The sequence below is a fragment of the Motilimonas sp. 1_MG-2023 genome (genome assembly GCF_030547455.1).
GTDB lineage: Bacteria > Pseudomonadota > Gammaproteobacteria > Enterobacterales > CBDFNC01 > Motilimonas.
Genome location: NZ_JAUOPX010000042.1, coordinates 18,511 through 39,049 on the forward strand (window position 1 = coordinate 18,511; position 20,539 = coordinate 39,049).

General features: G+C 44.0%; 15 protein-coding genes. 1 reads left to right on the top strand and 14 read right to left on the bottom strand.

Annotated features, from left to right (window positions below):
• Window positions 1–10: 10 nt before the first annotated feature.
• From tssM to tssB, 14 genes are all read right to left on the bottom strand, one after another.
• Window positions 11–3,556, bottom strand: coding sequence for a type VI secretion system membrane subunit TssM (gene tssM, locus Q4519_RS17660; protein ID WP_232804033.1), 3,546 nt, complete (start codon window positions 3,554–3,556; stop codon window positions 11–13).
• Window positions 3,557–3,645: 89 nt separating this feature from the next.
• Window positions 3,646–5,046 carry a type VI secretion system protein TssA gene (tssA, locus tag Q4519_RS17665; protein WP_303514576.1) on the bottom strand — a complete coding sequence of 467 codons (1,401 nt, stop codon included), beginning with the start codon at window positions 5,044–5,046 and terminating at the stop codon, window positions 3,646–3,648.
• A 4-nt stretch (window positions 5,047–5,050) separates the two neighbouring features.
• On the bottom strand, window positions 5,051–5,716 hold the full coding sequence (gene vasI / locus Q4519_RS17670) for a type VI secretion system-associated protein VasI (protein ID WP_303514579.1): 666 nt from the start codon (window positions 5,714–5,716) through the stop codon (window positions 5,051–5,053).
• Window positions 5,709–7,256: a sigma-54-dependent Fis family transcriptional regulator gene (locus tag Q4519_RS17675; RefSeq protein WP_303514582.1), complete on the bottom strand. Its 1,548-nt coding sequence runs from the start codon at window positions 7,254–7,256 to the stop codon at window positions 5,709–5,711. Before Q4519_RS17675 ends, vasI begins: the two co-directional genes overlap by 8 nt.
• A 2-nt stretch (window positions 7,257–7,258) precedes the next feature.
• Window positions 7,259–9,838, bottom strand: coding sequence for a type VI secretion system ATPase TssH (gene tssH / locus Q4519_RS17680; protein ID WP_232804029.1), 2,580 nt, complete (start codon window positions 9,836–9,838; stop codon window positions 7,259–7,261).
• A 15-nt stretch (window positions 9,839–9,853) separates the two neighbouring features.
• Window positions 9,854–10,642: a type IVB secretion system protein IcmH/DotU gene (gene icmH, locus Q4519_RS17685; RefSeq protein WP_232804028.1), complete on the bottom strand. Its 789-nt coding sequence runs from the start codon at window positions 10,640–10,642 to the stop codon at window positions 9,854–9,856.
• A 3-nt stretch (window positions 10,643–10,645) separates the two neighbouring features.
• Window positions 10,646–11,980: a type VI secretion system baseplate subunit TssK gene (gene tssK, locus Q4519_RS17690; RefSeq protein ID WP_232804027.1), complete on the bottom strand. Its 1,335-nt coding sequence runs from the start codon at window positions 11,978–11,980 to the stop codon at window positions 10,646–10,648.
• Window positions 11,981–11,985: 5 nt separating this feature from the next.
• Window positions 11,986–12,513 carry a type VI secretion system lipoprotein TssJ gene (gene tssJ / locus Q4519_RS17695; protein ID WP_232804026.1) on the bottom strand — a complete coding sequence of 176 codons (528 nt, stop codon included), beginning with the start codon at window positions 12,511–12,513 and terminating at the stop codon, window positions 11,986–11,988.
• Window positions 12,513–13,853 carry a type VI secretion system-associated FHA domain protein TagH gene (tagH, locus tag Q4519_RS17700; protein ID WP_232804025.1) on the bottom strand — a complete coding sequence of 447 codons (1,341 nt, stop codon included), beginning with the start codon at window positions 13,851–13,853 and terminating at the stop codon, window positions 12,513–12,515. Before tagH ends, tssJ begins: the two co-directional genes overlap by 1 nt.
• Window positions 13,854–13,867: 14 nt before the next feature.
• Window positions 13,868–14,848 (bottom strand): type VI secretion system baseplate subunit TssG, encoded by a 981-nt coding sequence (gene tssG / locus Q4519_RS17705; RefSeq protein WP_232804024.1) that lies wholly within the window; start codon window positions 14,846–14,848, stop codon window positions 13,868–13,870.
• The gene (gene tssF, locus Q4519_RS17710) at window positions 14,812–16,578 is read right to left on the bottom strand and encodes a type VI secretion system baseplate subunit TssF (protein ID WP_232804023.1); all 1,767 of its coding nucleotides are present in this window, start codon (window positions 16,576–16,578) and stop codon (window positions 14,812–14,814) included. The genes tssG and tssF overlap by 37 nt, the downstream gene beginning before the upstream one ends.
• A gap of 5 nt (window positions 16,579–16,583) precedes the next feature.
• The gene (gene tssE / locus Q4519_RS17715; RefSeq protein WP_232804022.1) at window positions 16,584–17,024 is read right to left on the bottom strand and encodes a type VI secretion system baseplate subunit TssE; all 441 of its coding nucleotides are present in this window, start codon (window positions 17,022–17,024) and stop codon (window positions 16,584–16,586) included.
• A 2-nt stretch (window positions 17,025–17,026) separates the two neighbouring features.
• Entirely contained in the window at window positions 17,027–18,502 is a 1,476-nt protein-coding gene (tssC, locus tag Q4519_RS17720) for a type VI secretion system contractile sheath large subunit (protein WP_232804021.1), read from the bottom strand.
• 35 nt (window positions 18,503–18,537) lie between these two features.
• Entirely contained in the window at window positions 18,538–19,041 is a 504-nt protein-coding gene (gene tssB, locus Q4519_RS17725; RefSeq protein ID WP_232804020.1) for a type VI secretion system contractile sheath small subunit, read from the bottom strand.
• 742 nt (window positions 19,042–19,783) lie between these two features.
• Between tssB and tssI the strand changes: the two genes are divergently transcribed.
• Window positions 19,784–20,539: type VI secretion system tip protein TssI/VgrG (tssI, locus tag Q4519_RS17730; RefSeq protein ID WP_303514587.1), on the top strand; the 756-nt coding region annotated here is incomplete at its 3' end.

Below are 20,539 nucleotides of genomic sequence, written 5' to 3' on the forward strand. Positions count from 1 at the left end.
GCCATTGTGATTAGTATAAGGTTTGCGGCAGAGTGAAGCTTTGCAACAAACTGGTGGTAAATGGATTCACAGTGTTGTCCGTTACTAAGCGGTAACGCATATGCCCGTGATCAACTTTAAATTCATAGTCGACAGAGGTGGCCGTTGTACCTGTCACTTGCCCCTTATCCAGTAAGCGGAATAAGGCCCATTGCCCATTAGCGCTCACTGAGCGAGGCGACTTATTAGCTGCACCAGGTACTAAGGTTACTTTGCTGGTCGCCGATGGACGCAATGTGTTAGGCCAAACCAGTCCTGTGCTCATTCTCGGACCATGGCTATATTCCACATATTGGCCGTCAACATTGAACAAGCTACGACGTTTATCAGGGCTTAACTCAAGCGGCTCTAAGGTAAACTCAACATCTAAGCTGCCTTTTTTGTTGAAGAACGCTTGTTGAATATGCTTAGCGGTCTGCATTTTAGCCAGCACATCTGAGCGGATCAGGTTTTGACCACCCGCCCACGCCGGATTCGCTCCGTTAGGATCTTCTAAGAAAATACTTAGCTTATTGTCATAAAAGGTATTTAGCACACCGTTTGGCGCAAAAAACTCCGCAAAGTCATCCAAAGCAACATCTTTAGTGGCATTGGGGTTAAATGGGTATTTGTTGGCAAGCTTCGCTTCAAATGCTTGATATACTTCTTCATACCATACCACTTCAAGCTGTCTTACGGCGGCCACCAGCACCACACGCCATGCATCATCAGCAATTTGACGCACGGTTTTATTCAGCGGTGCAGGTAAGCCTTCAGCAATACGTTGCAATGCAAATATGGGGTCGGCATCACTTAGTGAAATACGCTTTTGCGTGGCTTCTAATGCTGCCTTTCCTTGCTCGCTGGCACTTTGAATATCATTCATGTATTCATACAAGGCGTAGATTGACGCTGAGACCTCATCTATATAAGCGGGTTGCTCTCCGCTCGCTACCAGTAAGCCATTCAGTTTATTAAAGTCATTCGCGATTTCTGCCGCTATTTGGTATTGCTCTGACTTCATTAGGGCTTTCTTCGCTACTTCATCATCGGGTAAAGCAGGAAATAACGATGTGTTTTGCGACAGGGTAGTTAACAGACGAGAAAGCGGCTTGGTTGAGCCAACTAATTGCTCGAGTACTAATACGGCGTGGTTAATATCTTCAAACTTTTTAACCTTAACGTTGGCTAGCGCTTGATCCCAGCTATTAATATATTGCTGTTGATATAAGTCGCGCACTTGAGCTCGCAATACCCGCTTATCTTCATCACTAAAGTCTAAGGTTTCATCCAAACCTAGCACCCAAGAATCAATAAGTGCGAATTCTGATGCTTTTGCTGCTTTTGGCACGTAGTAGCCATTAAAACCAGATTTGGTCATTAGCCTTTGTATTTCAATGCTCTCTTCGTCAACAGCATCAAAAACCAAATCAAAACTTGGGCCTATCGCTAAACGTAAATTCAGGGTACCACCTAAATCAGTCGCCGCGCTTTGCTCTAAATTACGAAATAGACGACGATCCATTGGTAACTTGCTTAATTCTTTCTGCGCCGCCAATACAGTTTGATCATAGGGTGCAAGGGCATTTTCAGCATCAACGATATTAGCCAAACGATCGGCGGTAAGGTCGGTATGCTCAAGAGCATATTCTAAATGCGACATAAGCTGCATTTGCACATCACGGTTGCCCGCGTAAATTTGCTGCCAATATTGAGCAAAATACGCTTTTACTACCTCATCATGACGGCCACTTTTATCGGTTAACATACGAAATACACGCAGTAACGCCAGTTTTTCATCACTGCCCGCGGGTGCTTCTAGCATGGCTTTACTCACGCCAGCCATGAGTGAGGGTAAATAACGAAATTCTAATAAATTTAAGTAGGTTTCTTCTACTTTTGGGCCAATAACATGGCCTTGGTATAAACCTAGGTCTGAGATGTATTTTGGCTTATCGCGAAATACACCAAACTCTAAGGTAGCGCTGCGAATAAGATTAAGGGGTTCGATCAGGTTTTTACCGGTCGGATCTATATCCATTAAATTATTTTGCTTATGAAACACCTCTACCTTAGTTAACACCGCTTCCGCTGAATTGATATTGTTGTGGTAATAACGTACCCAAGTGCTAAGTAAAATAACCCCGGCTATTGAACATGCCACTGCAGACAGCATCATGATGCGGCGCTTTTGCTTCGCGACTTTAAAGTTGTCTCCGGCCAAACCCGCCTCTGGGTAAATGATCTTTTGGAATAAATTTGGCGTAAAGTAGGTTGTTGAACTCTCAGCTTTTTGTGCGTAATTAATTGACTCTGCCATACCATAACGCTGGGCCGAAGCATCAACAAAGGCGTTAACGGGCACCCCTTGTTGAAATACTGAGGTAAAGTAAACACCACGCACTAAGGCTGAGGTAGAAAACTGGTCGCTAGAGAAAGAGTCATGGAAAAATTGCAGTAAAATTCGCTTTAAGCCGGCAAGCTGGCGACTTAGGCTATAAATCGCTTCGCGCTCATTGGTGTCACGACAATGCATCATGGCTGACGGCAGTAATGCGTTCAAGCGGGCGATAAACTGGTCGTATTCAGCATCAAACTCGGTTAACCAAGAATCAAATTGCTGTACCGAATCGAGACTAAAGGTAAAGCCTAAAACTTCATCACGTTGCTCTTTTGAGTATTCACGAAATAAAGGTTCAAACCCGTGTAACAAATCAAGCTTAGTAAGAGAGATATAAACCGGTAAACGCGTGGATAAAGTTTCCATTAACTCGCGTAAACGCGCTCTAATAAGATACGCATAAGCCTTACGCTCAGCCGCATCTGACGAAACTAGGTGAGCAAGATCGAGTGCGACTACCACACCATTTAGTGGCCTGCGGCTACGTTTACGATCTAGCCAAGTAACAAAATGTAGCCATAGGTTACGCTCTAACCCTTCCGAGTCACCTTGCTGTGACGACTTTTGTGCTAACAACTCACCATCAGGATCGATAAGTACCGCTTTATCACCGACCCACCAATCAAACGAAAACGGGTTTTCTGATTTGTTACCTGACGCGCGCATAACCGAGCTTAAAACAAAGCTTTGTCCAGAGCGGTTGATCAGGCTAGTTTTACCTGCATTCTCCATGCCCAACACAAGATACCAAGGCAATTCGTATAGATAGTTTCGGCAATTAAGGCTCTGCTTAAGCTTGATCATCATTTGGTTTAACTCTGTCTCTTGACGATCAACAAAGCGCTGCACTGGATTAACTTCTAATAACTGATCGTAATGTTGCTCAGCTTTGACTTTACGCAACTTACGCGATTGCAACCAACCCCAAATAGAAAATGCAATTAAGCACACGATTAAGCTGGCAATCATACGCTGAGTAACCGTTACTAGTGGTTTATAGCCGTCGATTTCTATTTGCGGCCCTAACCACCAAAGCGCAGCTTGGAGCAAGACAAAAATAACGACAACTAGGCCCGGCACTGACGCGCTAAACAAAGGAGCCAGCCGACGAAAGAGAAAACTAAATTTACTCCACATGTATTTCATTCCTAATTAATATTATCTATAAACCTAAGGTTTTTATTTTTGCTATTTATGGCAAAGCTTGTGCGACATCATTAGTATCGCTAACGCGCATCCGCAATGGTGCTGGTCATTCGATTCAACAATGAGGGCTCCCATTGCGCTAAGCTAGTTTGGTTGGCTTGGCTCAATAGCTGCTGATATTGCTGCTGCGCCAATGCTTTCATGCCATATTTGTTGAGTAAATCCGCCGATAGTAAGCGCCAATAAAACTGGTCTCTGGGCTCTTGAGCCTGCTCTAAGCCGGCATTCAATTGCGCCAAAGCCAGTTCAAAGCCCGCTTCACGAGCCAAGTTATCCGCCTCTTGCCAGCGCTGCAGCCAATCACCATCACTAACGCCATGACTACTTTGTTCTTGGGATTGAACCCAGCTGGCAGTCGCTTCACTAACAAAAGGTGCGCCACCTTTAAAGGTTAAATCGGTTAATTTAGGTAACCGAGCAATAAGACTGGCTACTTCTTCTCTAATAGCCTGAGCTGCGGCTTTAAAGCCAAGCTTTTCAGCCAATTGAGCGCTGAGATAATGGCCATCAAGCCAAAAAGGACTGGCAACTAAACTGTTTTCAATTTTTCGCCATAAGGCTTTGTCACCGCTTTTACTGAGCATGTCTTGGTAGTCAGCTACACGATCAGGCGCAACCGGCATAAGATCAGTTTCATTACCTTTTTTCGCATCCGGCGCACTGAGAACGGTAAACCAAATAGCGTATCGCCTTAGTCGTAAGCCTTGGCAGGTACCCATATCGGTTTCGCACATAAAATCAGCAATTTTAAGCAGTGACTGCTTCACTTCTTTTTCATTACTGGTATCAACACTTGGCATGCTGCTCGCGCTTGTTGCTGTTGGACGAGTAGTAGACTGACTTGAAACCGGCGCTTGATTTACTTGCTGGGCAGTCGAGTTTGATGACGCTAAGCTGCTAATGCGTTGCAACAGACGAGTGATTTCATCACTGGGCAGGCCGTATTCTTCGCTGAGCACAGCAATATCTTTTAAGGTCTGCTCTAATTCTGTTTTTAAATCGGGAGCTAAGCTAGCATCACTGAGCCCTTCCATTGTTTGTAACGCTCGTTCCATGATCATGGTAAAAAAGCGTCGTCTGGGCAACTTGCCTCGATCACCTGGCGCTGGATGCGCAGTGGTCCAAAACAGGGCCATAAAGCGCTCTAGTACTTGCATCGAAAGCACAAAACGAGTGATGTCTTGGTCACGCTGCAAACACTGCATCAACACAACAAGTAATTTAATATCTTTGGTTTTTTTATGCAGTAACTCAACCGTAGACGTTTCCACTTGTTGCCACTGAATGCTGGCATGAGCCAGTGATCCTACCTTCATCATTTGATCTTCAATAAACTCAAAGACCGGATCGTCAACTAAGCGCTCACCAACAGGCGCCGCTTCACTAACAGGGGCGACTAACTTGGTTAGGTATATTTTCATCGCCTTACCACCGACATGTCGCACGCAATGGCGCGATCAGTTCTTTAATTGTTTCACCGCTAAAATGTAATCCATTGACGTCAGGGTGGTCAGAGCGTAAGGCAAAGCCAGCGGGTGATAACATGGCTTTCATGACTTCAATAGCCGGTAAACCCCGACCACTGCGCAACATCCGGCCAGTATCGTCTAACTGCCATAATTGACTATTAGTATGCTTGCCCTTTATGGTTACGTTGATTTGGTTACCGCTAATCGGCTTCGCAAAGTACAGTTCAACTCGGCTAATTTTATTTAAGCAGCTCAGTAGCATCACGGGCCTTGGCTCTGTGCTGCCAATGGCAGGCGCCGCTAACCAATGATCAGATAATTCCGCCGTGCGCGGCGCGCTTTGATAAAGAAACGCCACACTGCCATTGCGGTGACTTTCTATTTCTTGCATCCGCTGCCACTGTCCAGGCAAGGATAGATGAGTAGCCGGCGTCGGCGTATTTTCCCTAAGGGTGGCCGTAGCGGTGTCAAACAAACGGTCAAAGCAAGCAAGGCGTTCAAGCCTTGAGCTAATCTCGGTACACTGCTTAGCTTGCTCAATTTGCTGCGGTGCATCCTCAACTTGGGCAAATGCACTCGATATCGAGATGCACCCTAAGATAAAAGCGATCGTCTTATTCAACGGTAATCTCCAGTCGTTGGCATTTGTGCGCCAAGGTGCGTTTCGGTAAACCTAAGCTCAATGCTGCTTTGCCTCGGTCACCATGGTATTGATTCAAGCGTCGTTTAATTAATTGCCGCTCATATTCTTGGATTGCGGCTTTTAAGTCATTAACCCCTTCAAAGGTACATGGCGCTTGCTCTGAAGTCGGGGTATTAACAACAGATGATTCCGTTGTTTCTGTTTCAAGTTGCGGCAGTGCATCTAATGCGATTTCTTCAAAATCACAGGTATGGGCACAGGCAAATTCAATCACATTTTTCAGTTCACGAATGTTGCCTGGAAAGTGATGCTCATTAAGCTTATTCAAGGCTGCGTAGCGGATCCCTTGTACCTGACGCTGTTGCTGTTGGTTAAACAGCTGGATCAAATGCTGACTAATTGGTAACAAGTCTCCTTTTCGTTCACGTAATGACGGGCACAATATCGGAAATTGACTAATGCGATAAAACAAATCGCGTCGAAACTCACCTTCTTCTACGCGTTGCTTTAGGTGAACGTGAGTGGCACAAATTAACCGAAAAGAAGCTGATTCTTCTTGCGTTGAGCCAAGCGGCCTAAATTTACCATCTTCAATCACACGCAATAACTTTGCTTGTAACGGCAACGGCATATCCCCTATTTCATCAAGGAATAAAGTGCCACCATCGGCTTCTTTAATCAGACCCGACTTGGCCTTAAGTGCACCAGAAAAAGCGCCGGCCTGATAACCAAATAGCTCACTTTCCAATAAGTTTTCCGGAATAGCGGCACAGTTAATAATGATTAACTGCTTGTTACTACATGGCGATAATTGATGAATAGCCTTAGCCACCAAGTCTTTACCTGTACCTGTCTCGCCTTGGATTAAGACACTAAGAGAGGACTGTGCAGCCTTTGAAATGTGCTTTCGTAGCTGTTCAATTTGAGCGGTATCCCCTATTAAAATACGCTCAAGTTGATGATATTTTTCCTGCTCGCAGGCTTTATTTTGTAGCGCTTGAACGTCTTGACTTAAGGTTTTACGTGACGCGATTTGACGATCTAAACGCTGTAATAGTGTCAGGTGGTTTGCCAGGATTTGCGTCATGCTTACAAAGTCGTCACTAGCAAGCCATTCATTCTCCCCTTGCTGTACTTCCATGACTAACAAACCCGGAATCGCACCGGCTAAATTATCAAGCGGCTGTACCACCAACGTCGCGCGACTATCAAGGCTAAAGGCAAACTGGGCAAATTCTTGGCTATCTTGCCAGTACAGCCGATCTGAATGACTTAACTTAATGACTTTATTCTGCCTGATGCTGCGGGTAAATGGCTGGGTTAAATCGGCGACTTGCCAAGCAGGCAGCCGACCATGCCAACCAAATGGCACTAAACTTTTACTGTCTTCACTGAGCATTAACACGCCAGCGTTAACAATATTAGGGAGTCGCTCTAATGCGTCACAACATTGTTGTAACGCTCCAGCTTGCCGGCTAACACTAGAAAATGCACTAATTACATTAAGCCAGTTCAACATAGCTACTCTACCGTACAAACAAATTCAGCGTCGTCGCATGACAAGCCGATAAAGCTAATCGCCTCATCTGCGGCCATTTTATCGAGCAATACTTGCGATAGTGGCGGCAGTAGCTGACCATCAATAATGGCTTCAAGCATGCGCGCACCATTTTCTGAACGAGTAGCACGGCGACAAATTTCATCCACTAATGAGTCAGATAGTTCCACTTGAGCTTTATAGCGATCAACTAAACGCTGTTTCACTGCATTGAGCTTGTGCTGGGCAATTTCTATCAATACGTCAGGTGCCAAAGGTAAATAAGGCACTGTTTCCATGCGGGCCAATAATGCGGGTTTAAAGAAAGCAGCCAACTCAGGATATAAGCGCTCTTTCATTAAGGCCTCATCGTCATGATGATCCACTATGGTTTGGTAACCTAAATTAGAGGTCAGGAAGAACACGATATTTTGACAATCAATAATGCGCCCTTCACCGTCGGCCAGTTCGCCTTTATCAAATGCTTGATAAAATAAGTTCAACACTTCTGGGTGCGCTTTTTCTACTTCATCTAATAACACCACCGAATAAGGCTTCTTACGAATAGCCTCTGTTAATACGCCACCTTCACCAAAACCAACATAACCCGGCGGCGAGCCGATGAGGCGTGACACAGTATGCTTTTCTTGGTATTCAGACATGTTAATGGTGGTTAAAAATTGTTTACCGCCATATAGCTGATGGGCAATTTGCACCACGGTTTCTGTTTTACCAACACCACTGGGCCCGACCAATAAGAACGCACCTTTTGGTCGCCCTGCTCGTCGTAAATCGGCACGCGCCGTCAGTAAATGTTTGTGTAACGTGTTTAACGCTGGCTGCTGACCTTTTACTTCCGCGCCCAAGATGGCTGGCAGCTGAGTAATTTTGCTTAATTCATCGGTGTTCATTTGATTAACGGGTACACCGGTCCAGTCTGCAATCACTTGTGCAACTTGTTTTTCGTCAACCCAAGGGTGGATCAATAATCGGTCGGCTTGTAGCAGCGCTAACTCGGCTTCCACCTCTTTTAATTGATTGAGAATATCTTCGTTGGTGTGTTGCTCATTCATAAACTGGCTGCGCAATAACACGAGATTTTCAACTAACGCTTTTTGCGCCAACCAATCGGTTTCAATACAGCTTGCTTGGTCGCGGTTATCCGCTAACTGTGAGATTAAACCCGCGAGATATTCCGCATCATCAAACTGACCAAGTAATTTGTCTCGCTCAAGTAACTCAATTTCAGCTTGTAGCTGTTGATTAAGGGTGTTTAATTTGGCGAGTTGACGCGGCGGTGACGTCAGGTTAATGGCAATACGTGCACACGCGGTATCTAATACATCAATGGCTTTATCCGGCAATAAACGTCCCGAAACATAGCGCGCAGATAATTCAGCAGCCGCTTTGACGGCTTTATCACTGATCAATACGCCGTGGGCTTGCTCATATACTTGATGTAAACCACGCATAATACTAATACTGGCGTCAATACTCGGCTCTTCTAACTTCACGAGTTGGAAGCGACGCGCTAAGGCAGGGTCTTTTTCAAAGTATTTTTTATACTCTTTCCAAGTGGTTGCGCCAACAGTACGTACTTCACCACGCGCGAGTGCGGGCTTAAGTAAGTTAGCCGCATCACCGCCACCTTCCTGATTACCCGCACCAATGAGGGTGTGTGCTTCGTCGATAAATAAAATAATCGGCTCTGGCGAGTTTTTCACTTCTTCCAAAATTGCTTTTAGGCGTTTTTCGAACTCGCCCTTTACCGAAGCTCCTGCTTGCAATAAACCTAAATCAAGAGCTAACAAAGACACTTGGCTTAATTGCTCGGGCACTAAACCGTCGGCAATACGTTGCGCTAACCCTTCAACAACGGCGCTTTTACCGACACCGGCATCACCCACTACAATGGGGTTGTTTTTACGACGGCGACAAAGAATATCAATCATCAAGTCAATTTCATTGTCACGACATAACACCGGGTCCAGCTCACCATCACGGGCGAGTTGAGTAAAGTTGGTGCTGTATTTCAGCAGCGCACTTTCTTCGCTCATTAGCGCTGATGATGCCGGCTTTTTACCTGTTTCAGCTGACTCTGACGAGCCTTGTGTTAGAGCGTTAAACTGAGTTCTTAATGTTTCACGATTAAACCCTGAAAATTGCTCAACTAATGCCATTGGTAAATAACGTTCAGCATTGATTAAGCAAGCTAGAAAGATTGCTCCAGTACGCAATTGCACTTGGTCTAGCTCCGTTGAGGATAGTAACCAAGACTCTTGCAGCAATTCGATCAGTAACGGGGAAAACACCGGATAAGTGTCGTGACTATCGCCTTGTGGCAATAAGTTACCAAGATTTTGCTGCAGGCCATCGTGATCTAGCTCTAATGCATCAACCAATAAACGAACATCACAGCGAGATGTTTCAAGGCAGCTATACAGTAAATGCAACACTGTGACATCTCGATTTTGTCGACTGACACTTAATGCCGCCGCTTGCTCTAACGCATGCTTAGCCACGGGGGTTAGCTTTGCAATTAATTTGGGTAAGTCTACACGCATTGACACCGGCTCCTGTTATCTCAAAATCATGTCGAGTTGCTCTAAAACCATTGAAGACTTGCTATGCAAACTCCAGCTGTAAAATATAAATGCCGTTAAAATCACACCACCAAACAAGGCAAACACCGACCAGACCGGGAGTTGTTTAGATAAACGATACTTGGTGTTGGCAACATTATTTAATGCATTGGTGAGTTGACGAGATGGCTCACGGCGATGCTTTTTAAGCAAGTCATAAAGTGATCCAACAATTTGTTTATATTCATCTTTTCCGTTAACCAGCACCTTGTAGCGACCTTCAAACCCCAAGTTAAAACAGAGGAAAATAAACTCTAAAATATCTTGGTAACGTGTCGGCTCATCTTGGAGACGGTTTAAAATAGTGAATACCTTTTCGCCACCCCATGTTTCATTATGAAAACGCGTTAGCAATGAATGCTCAGCCCACTCACTATGACTGCCCCATTCCGTGCCCATTACGGCTTCATCAATGAAGGAACAGAGTACATAGCGATACGCGATAATGATGGCATTTTCATAGCCTCGCTCGTTTAGCTCAATTTCAATCGCCGAGATTTCATTAACCGTTTGACTATATAAACGAGATACATCGTCTAGGTAAGCTAGCTTACGAACGCGGATCACCATCCCAATCAAAGGTAACGCGGCATCAATCAAGCCGTTGTCGGTATTACCTCTTAATTGAAAGTGGTAATCCATATCAAGATTAATCCGCTCTGCCTCTTGAAACAGTAATGTTTCAATGTCGTGTGGCAGTGGCTCTTTGTAAGTTTTATCTAACATGGCCTAGCTCCTAATCGCCCAAAATTGCATTTCTAACTCAGGGAAGTTGCCTGCTACATGGAAGGCAAACCCACTGGCGTTGCGTAATACTTCCCAAGCCGGATTGCTTTTATCCAGCTGGAAGTAAATAAAACCAGAATGGTATGGCAACTGACGCGGTGCAACTGGCAGTGAAATAAGTGGTACGCCAGGAAGTTGCAGCGAAATAAGCTCGCGAATTTTTTCTGATGACGATATTTTGGTTTGTTGCACAAACAGTTTGCGCAACTGCTCGAGCGGCATACGCGCCTTAACGGCTAAAATAAAGTCTGCTTGCTGTGGCAAGCTAGTATCAGTAATTGGCGCAACCATTAAGCCGTATTGACGATTTTGCAATTGCAACGAAACGGCCTTGGGCTCAAGTACAATACTTAATGCCTGACGCATCAAAGACATTACTTCGTTCAATGATTGTGAAGGCAGATCATGATTATAAGGCGGCACGATGGGCGCAATACGGCTGTCATCGGTAAAGGTAAATAGCTCACCACAAACAGACGCGAGTTTTTCGTATACTCGCTCTGGATGCACGGCTCGTAAATTAGCTAAGTGATTAAGCACTGGCGATTCACGGTTAAGCATTTGCAACGACATAAAATCAGACACATCCGCAACGCCACTTTGTCCGGGCGAGCCAATACGTGTCGCGATATTTTTAGCTCGCTCCGCCAGTAGGCCGGCGGCTTCACTTAAAAACTGATGTAACCGCGGCACAGAATTTGAATTGGTATGACAAGGAATAAATTCCTGATCCATCAGTAAGCTACCATCAGGGCGCTTTTGAATGATCCGAGCAATCGACATCGAGGCATAGCCACTACGATCTTCTTGTTCGAGCATTAATTTAAGATCTACTTTACCCACTTCTAAGTCAGTAAAGTCACCTTTATCAGAATGGATGTCCTTAGTTTGTTGCTTATCCACCTTATAACGACAGCTCAGCTGGGCATCAGGCCAAGCCACTTCATTAACCGACTCACTGCGCAATGGAATAGCCAAAAAGACTAACTGATTACTCGCCAGTTGCTCTGAAATATCAAGAGGAGCCGGACTTAAGTCTTCTTGCGGAATATTAAACACGGTACCATCGGGCATCACCCCCGCAGCTTTTTGCAGCGCAATACGGCCAAAACTCAAATATTCAGGGTTTAGCTCCAATTCGGTAATGCCATAAGCATAAGGGCTGACCGACTTAGTACGCTGCTCTATTAAATATTCGTTATGCCTTTGTTGTTGCTGGAAGTGCTGTGGCTTAATGAATAAGCCTTCTTTCCAAATCACTCGGTTTCTAACTGACATAATTTTTAATCAACCCTCACTAGCTTTACATCTAATTCACGCAGCTGGACTAAAAAGTGAAACTCACTGCCTCGACCACTTAGTTTTTCTATTTTTTTCCATTCGCTTTTTTCGGGATCAGCATAAAAAGCCAATACCGCGACATACTTGGTATCTTCGTCAACTTCAAAAGCGTCTATAAATTTGAACTGACCAGGAGTGAGAGCATAATCGTCATGATCTAAATAATTCTTTCCTAATGCCTTTTCAGGATCCTCTAACAAGGCATCATAATCCGCAGCCAAATACTTAGAGTCGTCTTTTAGTTGGAATACTTGAAAGGCAACAGGAGTAGCAATACCACTGAGATTGGGGTTGATATTTTCATCAGCCACTAAGCTTAGCGTAACGGTAGTGGCACGCGCTTCAGGATCGCCTATCGCAATAGAAGGATCCCAAATTACTTGACCTGTTTTTTTCACCACGTCAAAAATAGAGCTACACGCAGTGATTTGAAACACAACTATCAACAGCAGCATAGTGCGCCATTTCATTAGCCTTGCTCCTGCTTTTGCAGCTCTCTTAATTTACGATCGTAGGCTTGCTCGAATATTTCCCAAAACAGCTTTTCAAAACCTTGCTGGCGGCCTGATTCTAACTCTGAAAAATAAGCGCTATACATATGCCAAGCCCAAGACTCACTATCTTGAGAAAGTGCCTGCTCGGTAGTGCGGTAATGTTTAAAACGCTTCATCAACGTATCTGGTGAGAATGCACCAAGAATATGCTTTAACGCATAGCCTATCGCTTCTTGAACCGCTATTTGATGATGCTGAATAGTGCGCAAACTCTCCGCAATAGCAGATGGCGCAGACAAATGTACCGGGCTTTTGTTGGGACCAAACATTACATTCATGGTTTGATCGTAATCTAAACCTAGCCGCAATGGATTGTCCTCAATCGGCTGTAGGTTTTTAGCAATCACACCATAACGCTGCTTATCCACATTTTTGTGCAGTGCCAATAAACCATTAATTGCAGCGTTAAGTGAACTCCCGAGTTCTTCCGCCATACTTTGCATATTCACTGTATCTACGGGCGCCGAAATCGATGACTCTAAGCCGCGAAAAACAGGACCAAGGGCTAGGTGTTGCTCGGTAGTTAAACTGGCGTCGTGCGCCGTATAAGTATTAGGGTCAAGTGAAGATGATGACTCATTCATTGGCGTAAATTCCTGATTGGATATAGGTTGACCGGCATTCATTGCGGCATTAACGGTGGTTTCGGCGTCAGCCTGAGCATGACCGACTTGAGCTTCCCAGTGAGTATTGACTAACACATCGTCAGATTGATCTAAAGCCACCTCTGCAACCGGGTTTACAAAACACTTTTGCTGCTCGGCGATACGCGCACTTTCAAGTTGGTCTAATGCAAGTAGCGGATCATACTGGGCGCTAGGTGCTGGCTTTTCTGTGTCCTGCTCTCTCATTTCAGATGAGCTGGTTTGATCGATAAATTGGTTGATATCAAAGCTAACTTCATCATCAGCGTAACGTTCTGGTTTTTCAAAGTGACAACGAATACGGTATTGCCCTAATTGCAATTCGTCGTTTTCTTTTAGCCGTACCATTTGATTTCGCCCTACTGGGAAAGAAGCCCGATTGACAAATGTTCGGCCAGAGCTGTCTCGTAAACAAAAGTCGTGATCGACGAGCTCAATCACACAGTGTAAGGGAACGATATCTGTATCCTGATCAGTGAGATGCCAGTCATCGCTGTAATCAGAGCCGATACTGCCGCCAGCTGCGTAAAAGGTATGGCTGGCTTGTAACCCAGGCTGCAGTTTTTCACTGTTAACGACCGTTAGTTCTATTTTGTTTTGCATTGTATTCATGCGGCTGCGTCCTGCTATGCTCTTACTTGTATTAATACACTTCTGTCTGTATTTACTTTGCCTAAAAAGGCACTCCAACCGAGATATGCTGACTTTTCATCACCGACCTTAAACGCCGTAATTTCATCTGGCGCAAGTTGCAGCGACAAGTCGTAAGCTAGCTGCTCGCGCAATACAAACTCGATTAGCTTGCATAAAGGGTCAAATTCAACCCCACTAGGCAAAAAATCTTTAAAACGTTGGCGTGATAAACCACCGATTTTAAGGGTGAATTTGCCACCTCTATCAGCAACTTTCTCACCAATAACGGTATCCTCACCCAAGCTAGCACCTTGTTGGCCGAGTAAAAATTGCTGATCGTCAGGTATCCTGACGGATCGTAATTGCCATTGGTCAACTTCAACATCATCAAGGTCAAAACAGTGAGCGACGATGCCCGCGACCACTAAAGATGAACGACTTTTGCCGGCCAACATGCCGGAATAAGCCAACATTTTGCACCAGTTTATTGGTGTCTGCCCGCGCATAGCGGGGTCTGATAAACCGACTAAAGAAAACAGTTGCGCTGAAAATTTATCCTGCGCATCTGCTTCAAATTGCACGTAATAGCGATACTTACGCCAAGCCTGATGCAGTAACGTCATTAGCCGATCGTTAAAGAAATCAAACAACACGTGCTTAATGCCAGCTTCTGGCTCACAGGCCAGTTCATCCAAGTAATAATTAGGTAATGGCGATTGCGCACCATTAAGTCCAAGAAAGCACGTCTCCAATTTAAACTTGTTTGGGCTGTTTTTTATCGCTGACAGGCTGGTAATATCAGCACAAGCAAAACCTAAACTTTTACTGGCAGCGTAAAACACCTCAAAATCACTTTCTTTTTGTAATTTTTGTAGCAACTCAACCAATTGAAAAAAGCTGTATTCACGGATATTGTTCGCAAATAAATCAGCAATGGTTAAATCAGTGGTTGCTGACCCGCTTGTGCATTCCATTTGTACAACTCTTGGTTATCGACATTGAGTACTTCTAATTCATGAAATGAATTAATGCTGGCGTATAAAGAAAAAAACTGGCTGAGCAGGGCACCAAAGAGATACAGGTCACCCTCGCAGGCGAAGCAACTTTGCTTAAGTGATAACCGAGTTTTTAAGCCTCGTACCGCAACCCCCTTATAAATACGGTCGGTGGGTTGTGTTTCTATAGCGACAACGCCATTAAGGCGTTGCTTGGCAATTTTTTCAGCTTGGCGATCAACCAACGCTCTAAAATCGTATGCGCGTAAAACAGACTGCAGGGCGTCTTTAGACAATAAAGATAAGTAGTTTAGTGAGAGGTTAGAGATCAACGTCCAAAGCAAACTGCCATCAAGCACAGGCCGCTGAGTTGCGGTTGGAACAGTAATATTACGGAACTCAACAAAAGCGGGAGTATTGTCACTTTCAAGGCATATATCCCCAATGCCTAATGCTAAAGGTAACTGACGATTGCTACAGGTTAGATCGAGTGAGATGGTTTCATTTTTATTAATGCATAGTGTCTCATCATCACGTACAAAAGAAACGAAGTGGTCAAAGCCATCATTACGAATACTGTCTTTAACTCGCAACCGATAATACAGCGAGCTTCTTGCTCGCGCGCGCTCTATATCATGCTGAAAACTTTCAAATGCGCAGTATATTCTTGGCTTGCCCCGCACTCGCCCATCCGTATCGAGTAACCAACCTTGCACCTTATCGACCGAAAACACTTCATAATGAGAAGGATACTGGCTAGATGGCGCGATGCGCTGCTGAGTCAATTTGCCATCTAAATCGATCGGATCAGCTGAATGGCTAAATAAGTTAATAGCAGGTGTACAATGCAATTGAAAATCATCTAAGGCTATTCGCGCATCAGCGGGTAGTGTTTTATTAAATGTGAAGCGTAACGCAATTTTGTCGCGGGCTGCTGGCGGCAAAGCGGCAGCTAAACTGCCAACATCAAAGAAACTAAACGCTTTCGGAAAAGTCAGGTATTCCTGAATTATTCGATAGCCTTCATAAGCATTTGCAGGATAAGGTAAAATCGCATCTTGGCGATCAAATCCAACCATTTTGACGGTGCTTTTATCAAGGGAAAAATGCGTGCCATCAATCACTAACTCAAAGCTTTCTAAATGATGGCTCAACCACAGAGATAAGGTTTGTGCATTATAATCACAGCCACCTAAGTAGAATCTAAGCGTATCCAACCCTAACGCATTGAGCGGCTGTTTGGTCAAAACATCGAGTGTGATATCTAAAATACTGATGTCGCGAGAGTAAGACACATCTACATTTTGCGTTGCCAGTGGATAAACCTTGATTGGCCGACAAGTACGGAAACGGCATTGCGTGCCCTGCACAGCAATACTATCAACTTGCGTTCCTTTTGCGACTTCATGACCTTGGTCAATCGCTCTATCCCTTGCCGCAAACTGCATTATCGTCATGCTCGGTACAGGGCGTAAGTAGTTTGGCCAAAGCATGTTGATCATCGAGTGAGTGAGCTCTGGAAACTCATCTTCAATCTTTTCTCGTAATTTACCTGTGAGGAAAGCAAAACCTTCCAATAATCGCGCGACATCAGGATCGACTACCTTGCCATCAAGAAAGCGAGTTAATTGCGGATAGATCTGCGCAAACTCTTTCCCTTCACGGGTGAGGAAATCTAACTCTTCGCGATAATATTTATTTACGGCCATGGCAACTACAACGCCCTATATCTGCGATTACCATCTAATATAAAGTCGAGTTTCACTTCGCTATCACTTGAACTAAGGTTGAGTACCGCTGTTAGGTGGAAGCGCAAGGTGAGCGGATCATGCTCATCATTCACGACATTCACATCAACCTTATGGATCCTAGGTTCAAATTCTTGGATCAACCGTTTGATTGCCATTTTAATTTGCAAAGTTAAATCGTGAGTCCCAATCGTTGCGTCATTAAAATCAATTAAGCCCAAACCTGGCGCGCTAAGCGAGTGCCCACGCCGTGCATTAAACAAGTTCAATACATTGGTTTTAATTGATTCCACCACGTCATAAAAGTCAGGACCACTTAATACAGATGCTGGCTGAACCTCATGGTTCAGCCGCTGAAAGAAGCTTACTTTGTAAGCTTCTTCTGTCTCTAAGTCGAACACCGACATGATTAGGATTTATCCAATCGACCAACTAGTGATAACTCAAAGTTCGCACCCATATATTTGAAATGTGGGCGTACCGCGAGTGATACTTGGTACCAACCTGGCTCTCCTTCCACATCCGAAACCGAAATATTGGCTGCGCGTAACGGGCGACGACTACGCACTTCTGCTGGTGGGTTTTCTTGATCAGCAACATATTGGCGCACCCAAGTATTAAGCTCACGCTCAAGGTCTTGACGCTCTTTCCATGCGCCAATTTGCTCACGCTGTAGCACTTTAATGTAATGAGCTAAACGGTTGATAATCATCATGTAAGGAAGCTGAGTACCTAACTTATAGTTAGTCTCTGCTTCTTTACCTTCTTTAGTATTTGGAAATACTTTTGCTTTCTGGATAGAGTTTGCTGAGAAGAATGCAGCATTATCTGAGCCTTTACGCATCGTTAGGGAAATAAAACCTTCTTCCGAAAGTTCAAATTCTTTACGATCAGTGATGAGTACTTCAGTAGGAATTTTTGGTTGAAGCTGACCCATCGATTCGTAATTATGCACAGGTAAATCGTGTACCGCACCACCACTTTGTGGACCAATAATATTTGGACACCAGCGGTATTTAGCAAAGCTTTCTGTTAAACGAGTCGCAAATGCAAAGGCACTGTTACCCCACAGGTAATCTTCATGAGATCGGCTTACACCTTCTTTGTAAGAAAATGTTTTAATTGGATTTTCGTCTGGATCATAAGGTGTTCTTAATAAGAATCGCGAAGCCGTTAAGCCAATGTAACGTGCGTCTTCTGAATCACGTAATGCACGCCACTTGGTATATTTAGGGCTTTCAAACGTTGCTTTTAAATCTTTAACGTTTGGTAAATCTTCATACGACTCTAAACCAAAAAATTGCGGTGCAACCGAAGAAATAAACGGAGCATGAGACATTGCACCAACGGCACCAATGTACTGCAGTAATTTCATATCTGGCGTTGAGGGGGTAAAAGCAAAGTTACCTAAAATGGCGCCTACTGGCTCACCACCGAATTGACCATAACCCGATGAATAGATATGTTTATACAAGCCTGATTGAGCAATCTCAGGTGAGAACTCAAAATCATCTAATAATTCTTCTTTCGTTGCGCTCAAGATCTCAATTTTGTTGTTCTCGCGAAAATCAGTACGATCAACTAATAACTTAAGACCACGCCACGATGATTCCATCTCTTGCACCTGTTTATCGTGCAAAATTTCATCCATTTGTGCGCTGATTTTCTTGTCCAGCTCGACAATCATACGATCAACTAACGCTTTGTTAACTGCTGTTGAATCACTTGACGCTAATAAGTTACTGATAAAGGCTGCAACACCTTTTTTCGCGACATCATAGCCCTCATCTTGAGGCGCCATACGAGTCTGCGACATGATCTGATCTAATAAGCTTACTTCAGCCTGAGCAATAGGCTGTTCTGCAACGGTTTCTAACACCGACATGGCATCAATCCTTTAATATAAACAAGTAAAATTCGTTAAGCTGGGTTTTCTTCTTTACTAACAAGATCAAGTTCTTGAAGCAATTTGTCTCGAGATTCTTCAGATGCTAATAAATCTTGCAAGCTCGCGCGGAACTGCGGGATATTGCCTAAAGGACCTTTCAGTGCAACCATCGCTTCACGCAGTTCAACTAGCTTTTTAAGCTCGGGAACCTGCTTAGCAATGCTATCTGGATTAAAATCATTGAGAGAGCTAAACGAGAGATTAACCGGTAGATCTTGACCTTCTTCTTCAACCAGCTTATTTGCAACGCTAGTTTGAATGCGAAGATCGCTTTCACGAATCACTGATTCAAAATTGTTTTTGTCAATAGAGACCGTGCCACGCTCTTCTATCGGAGTATCATCAGATGTGCCTTTAAAATCGCCTACAACGACAACTTTAAGAGGAAGCTCGACTTCCGACTGTTCATTACCAGTTGAAGGTACATACTTAATATTTATTCTTTCTTTTGGTGCAACCGTGCCATCTTTGGACATGAAGCTGCCCTCCCATCTTTTAATAAGTTAATTGATTGAACCCCGTAATTTTGATTTGGGGTTAAACGTAGCTTGATAACTTAATAAATCCCGAAAGGCGCCTGATATAAACATCAAACAAACATATACGTCAACAAAGCACAGATTGAAATGTTATTTATCAATTAAAAATGAGACACTGATCTCAAAAAACAATTAGTAACAATAGTGTCACTTAGTAGAACACAATAAAATTGCAATAATGATTCACAACCTATTGATTTGATAAGTTGTGTTTATTTTAACCACTCGCTCCCTTAAAGGCTGAATAATGTAATGTGACGGGCTAAAGAATATAAAAATCGGTTTTATTTATTATTGACACCGATTAAACCAATCCATATCATGACCCCAGCTTGATAACTTGATTATCACTTAAGCACAAAGACTTAGGTGAATGATAAAATAATAGTAAAAAAATTAGCTCTCTCACCTTTTACTTTTGGCTAAGTTATGTCGTCATGGCTTAGCCAAAAGAATCGCTTAACTCTCTTAAATGAGATATGAATTAATCGTTTGATATGCTCACTCGAAACCAACAAATTCAGCGCTAAATGTTATGCCATTTCGCTAAATAGTGGGTAGCCACCGTCAGGCATGCTATTGATAATGTTGAATAGTGTTTTTGAGACTTGTTTGACTCCAGTGGGCGATGTCTAAAATTAGACTGAATTTCCCAATTATCAATTGAGAACCAATAATCATGGCCGACAAAACTGGACTGCAATTTACCTTTACTGCACAAACCCTCGATCCCGAAACATTTGAGATCACTGAGTTTTCCGGTAAAGAATCCCTCTCGGATCCTTTTTCATTTGTTTGCCAGCTTGCCAGCCGTAATAGCGATCTCAGCGCCAATGATGTGGTCGACAAAACCGCCACCTTAACCGTGTGGCAAGACGGTGAGCGTCAACGTGATATTCATGGCATTGTTAGCCAATTTAGTGTCGGTGACACTGGCCACCATCACACCCGTTACACCCTGACTCTCACCGCCAGCATGGCACGCTTGGCATTAAGACAAAACAGCCGTATTTTTCAGCAGCTTAATGTCGCTGAAATCATCAGCATTATCTTGCAAGAAATGGGCATTACCGATTACGCCTTTGCGCAAAAATACACGCCCACCACTCGTGAATTTTGTGTGCAATACCGCGAAACCGATTTAGCCTTTGTGCAGCGCTTAGCCGCGGAAGAAGGCTTGTTTTATTATTTTGAGCATGGCAAAGACAAACACACGGTTATTTTTGCTGATAACTCCCAATCAATGTTCACCTACACTCAGCCCGTGCCTTACAACGCCAACGCCGGCGGCTATTTTAAAGGCCCGTTTATCAGCGGCTTTCGCCTGCAAAGCCAAATTCGCCCTCATAATGTGCAGCTAAAAGACTACAGCTTTAAAAAACCAGCCTACCGTTTTTTACAAAATCAACACGCCACTGGCCTTGATTTTCAGCGC

Coding starts and splice junctions, on each gene's coding strand:
- tssM (WP_232804033.1), bottom strand. CDS start 3,556: ATGTGGAGTAAATTTAGTTTTCTCTTTCGTCGGCTGGCTCCTTTGTTT.
- tssA (WP_303514576.1), bottom strand. CDS start 5,046: ATGAAAATATACCTAACCAAGTTAGTCGCCCCTGTTAGTGAAGCGGCG.
- Q4519_RS17675 (WP_303514582.1), bottom strand. CDS start 7,256: ATGTTGAACTGGCTTAATGTAATTAGTGCATTTTCTAGTGTTAGCCGG.
- tssH (WP_232804029.1), bottom strand. CDS start 9,838: ATGCGTGTAGACTTACCCAAATTAATTGCAAAGCTAACCCCCGTGGCT.
- icmH (WP_232804028.1), bottom strand. CDS start 10,642: ATGTTAGATAAAACTTACAAAGAGCCACTGCCACACGACATTGAAACA.
- tssK (WP_232804027.1), bottom strand. CDS start 11,980: ATGTCAGTTAGAAACCGAGTGATTTGGAAAGAAGGCTTATTCATTAAG.
- tssJ (WP_232804026.1), bottom strand. CDS start 12,513: ATGAAATGGCGCACTATGCTGCTGTTGATAGTTGTGTTTCAAATCACT.
- tagH (WP_232804025.1), bottom strand. CDS start 13,853: ATGAATACAATGCAAAACAAAATAGAACTAACGGTCGTTAACAGTGAA.
- tssG (WP_232804024.1), bottom strand. CDS start 14,848: ATGGAATGCACAAGCGGGTCAGCAACCACTGATTTAACCATTGCTGAT.
- tssF (WP_232804023.1), bottom strand. CDS start 16,578: ATGGCCGTAAATAAATATTATCGCGAAGAGTTAGATTTCCTCACCCGT.
- tssE (WP_232804022.1), bottom strand. CDS start 17,024: ATGTCGGTGTTCGACTTAGAGACAGAAGAAGCTTACAAAGTAAGCTTC.
- tssC (WP_232804021.1), bottom strand. CDS start 18,502: ATGTCGGTGTTAGAAACCGTTGCAGAACAGCCTATTGCTCAGGCTGAA.
- tssB (WP_232804020.1), bottom strand. CDS start 19,041: ATGTCCAAAGATGGCACGGTTGCACCAAAAGAAAGAATAAATATTAAG.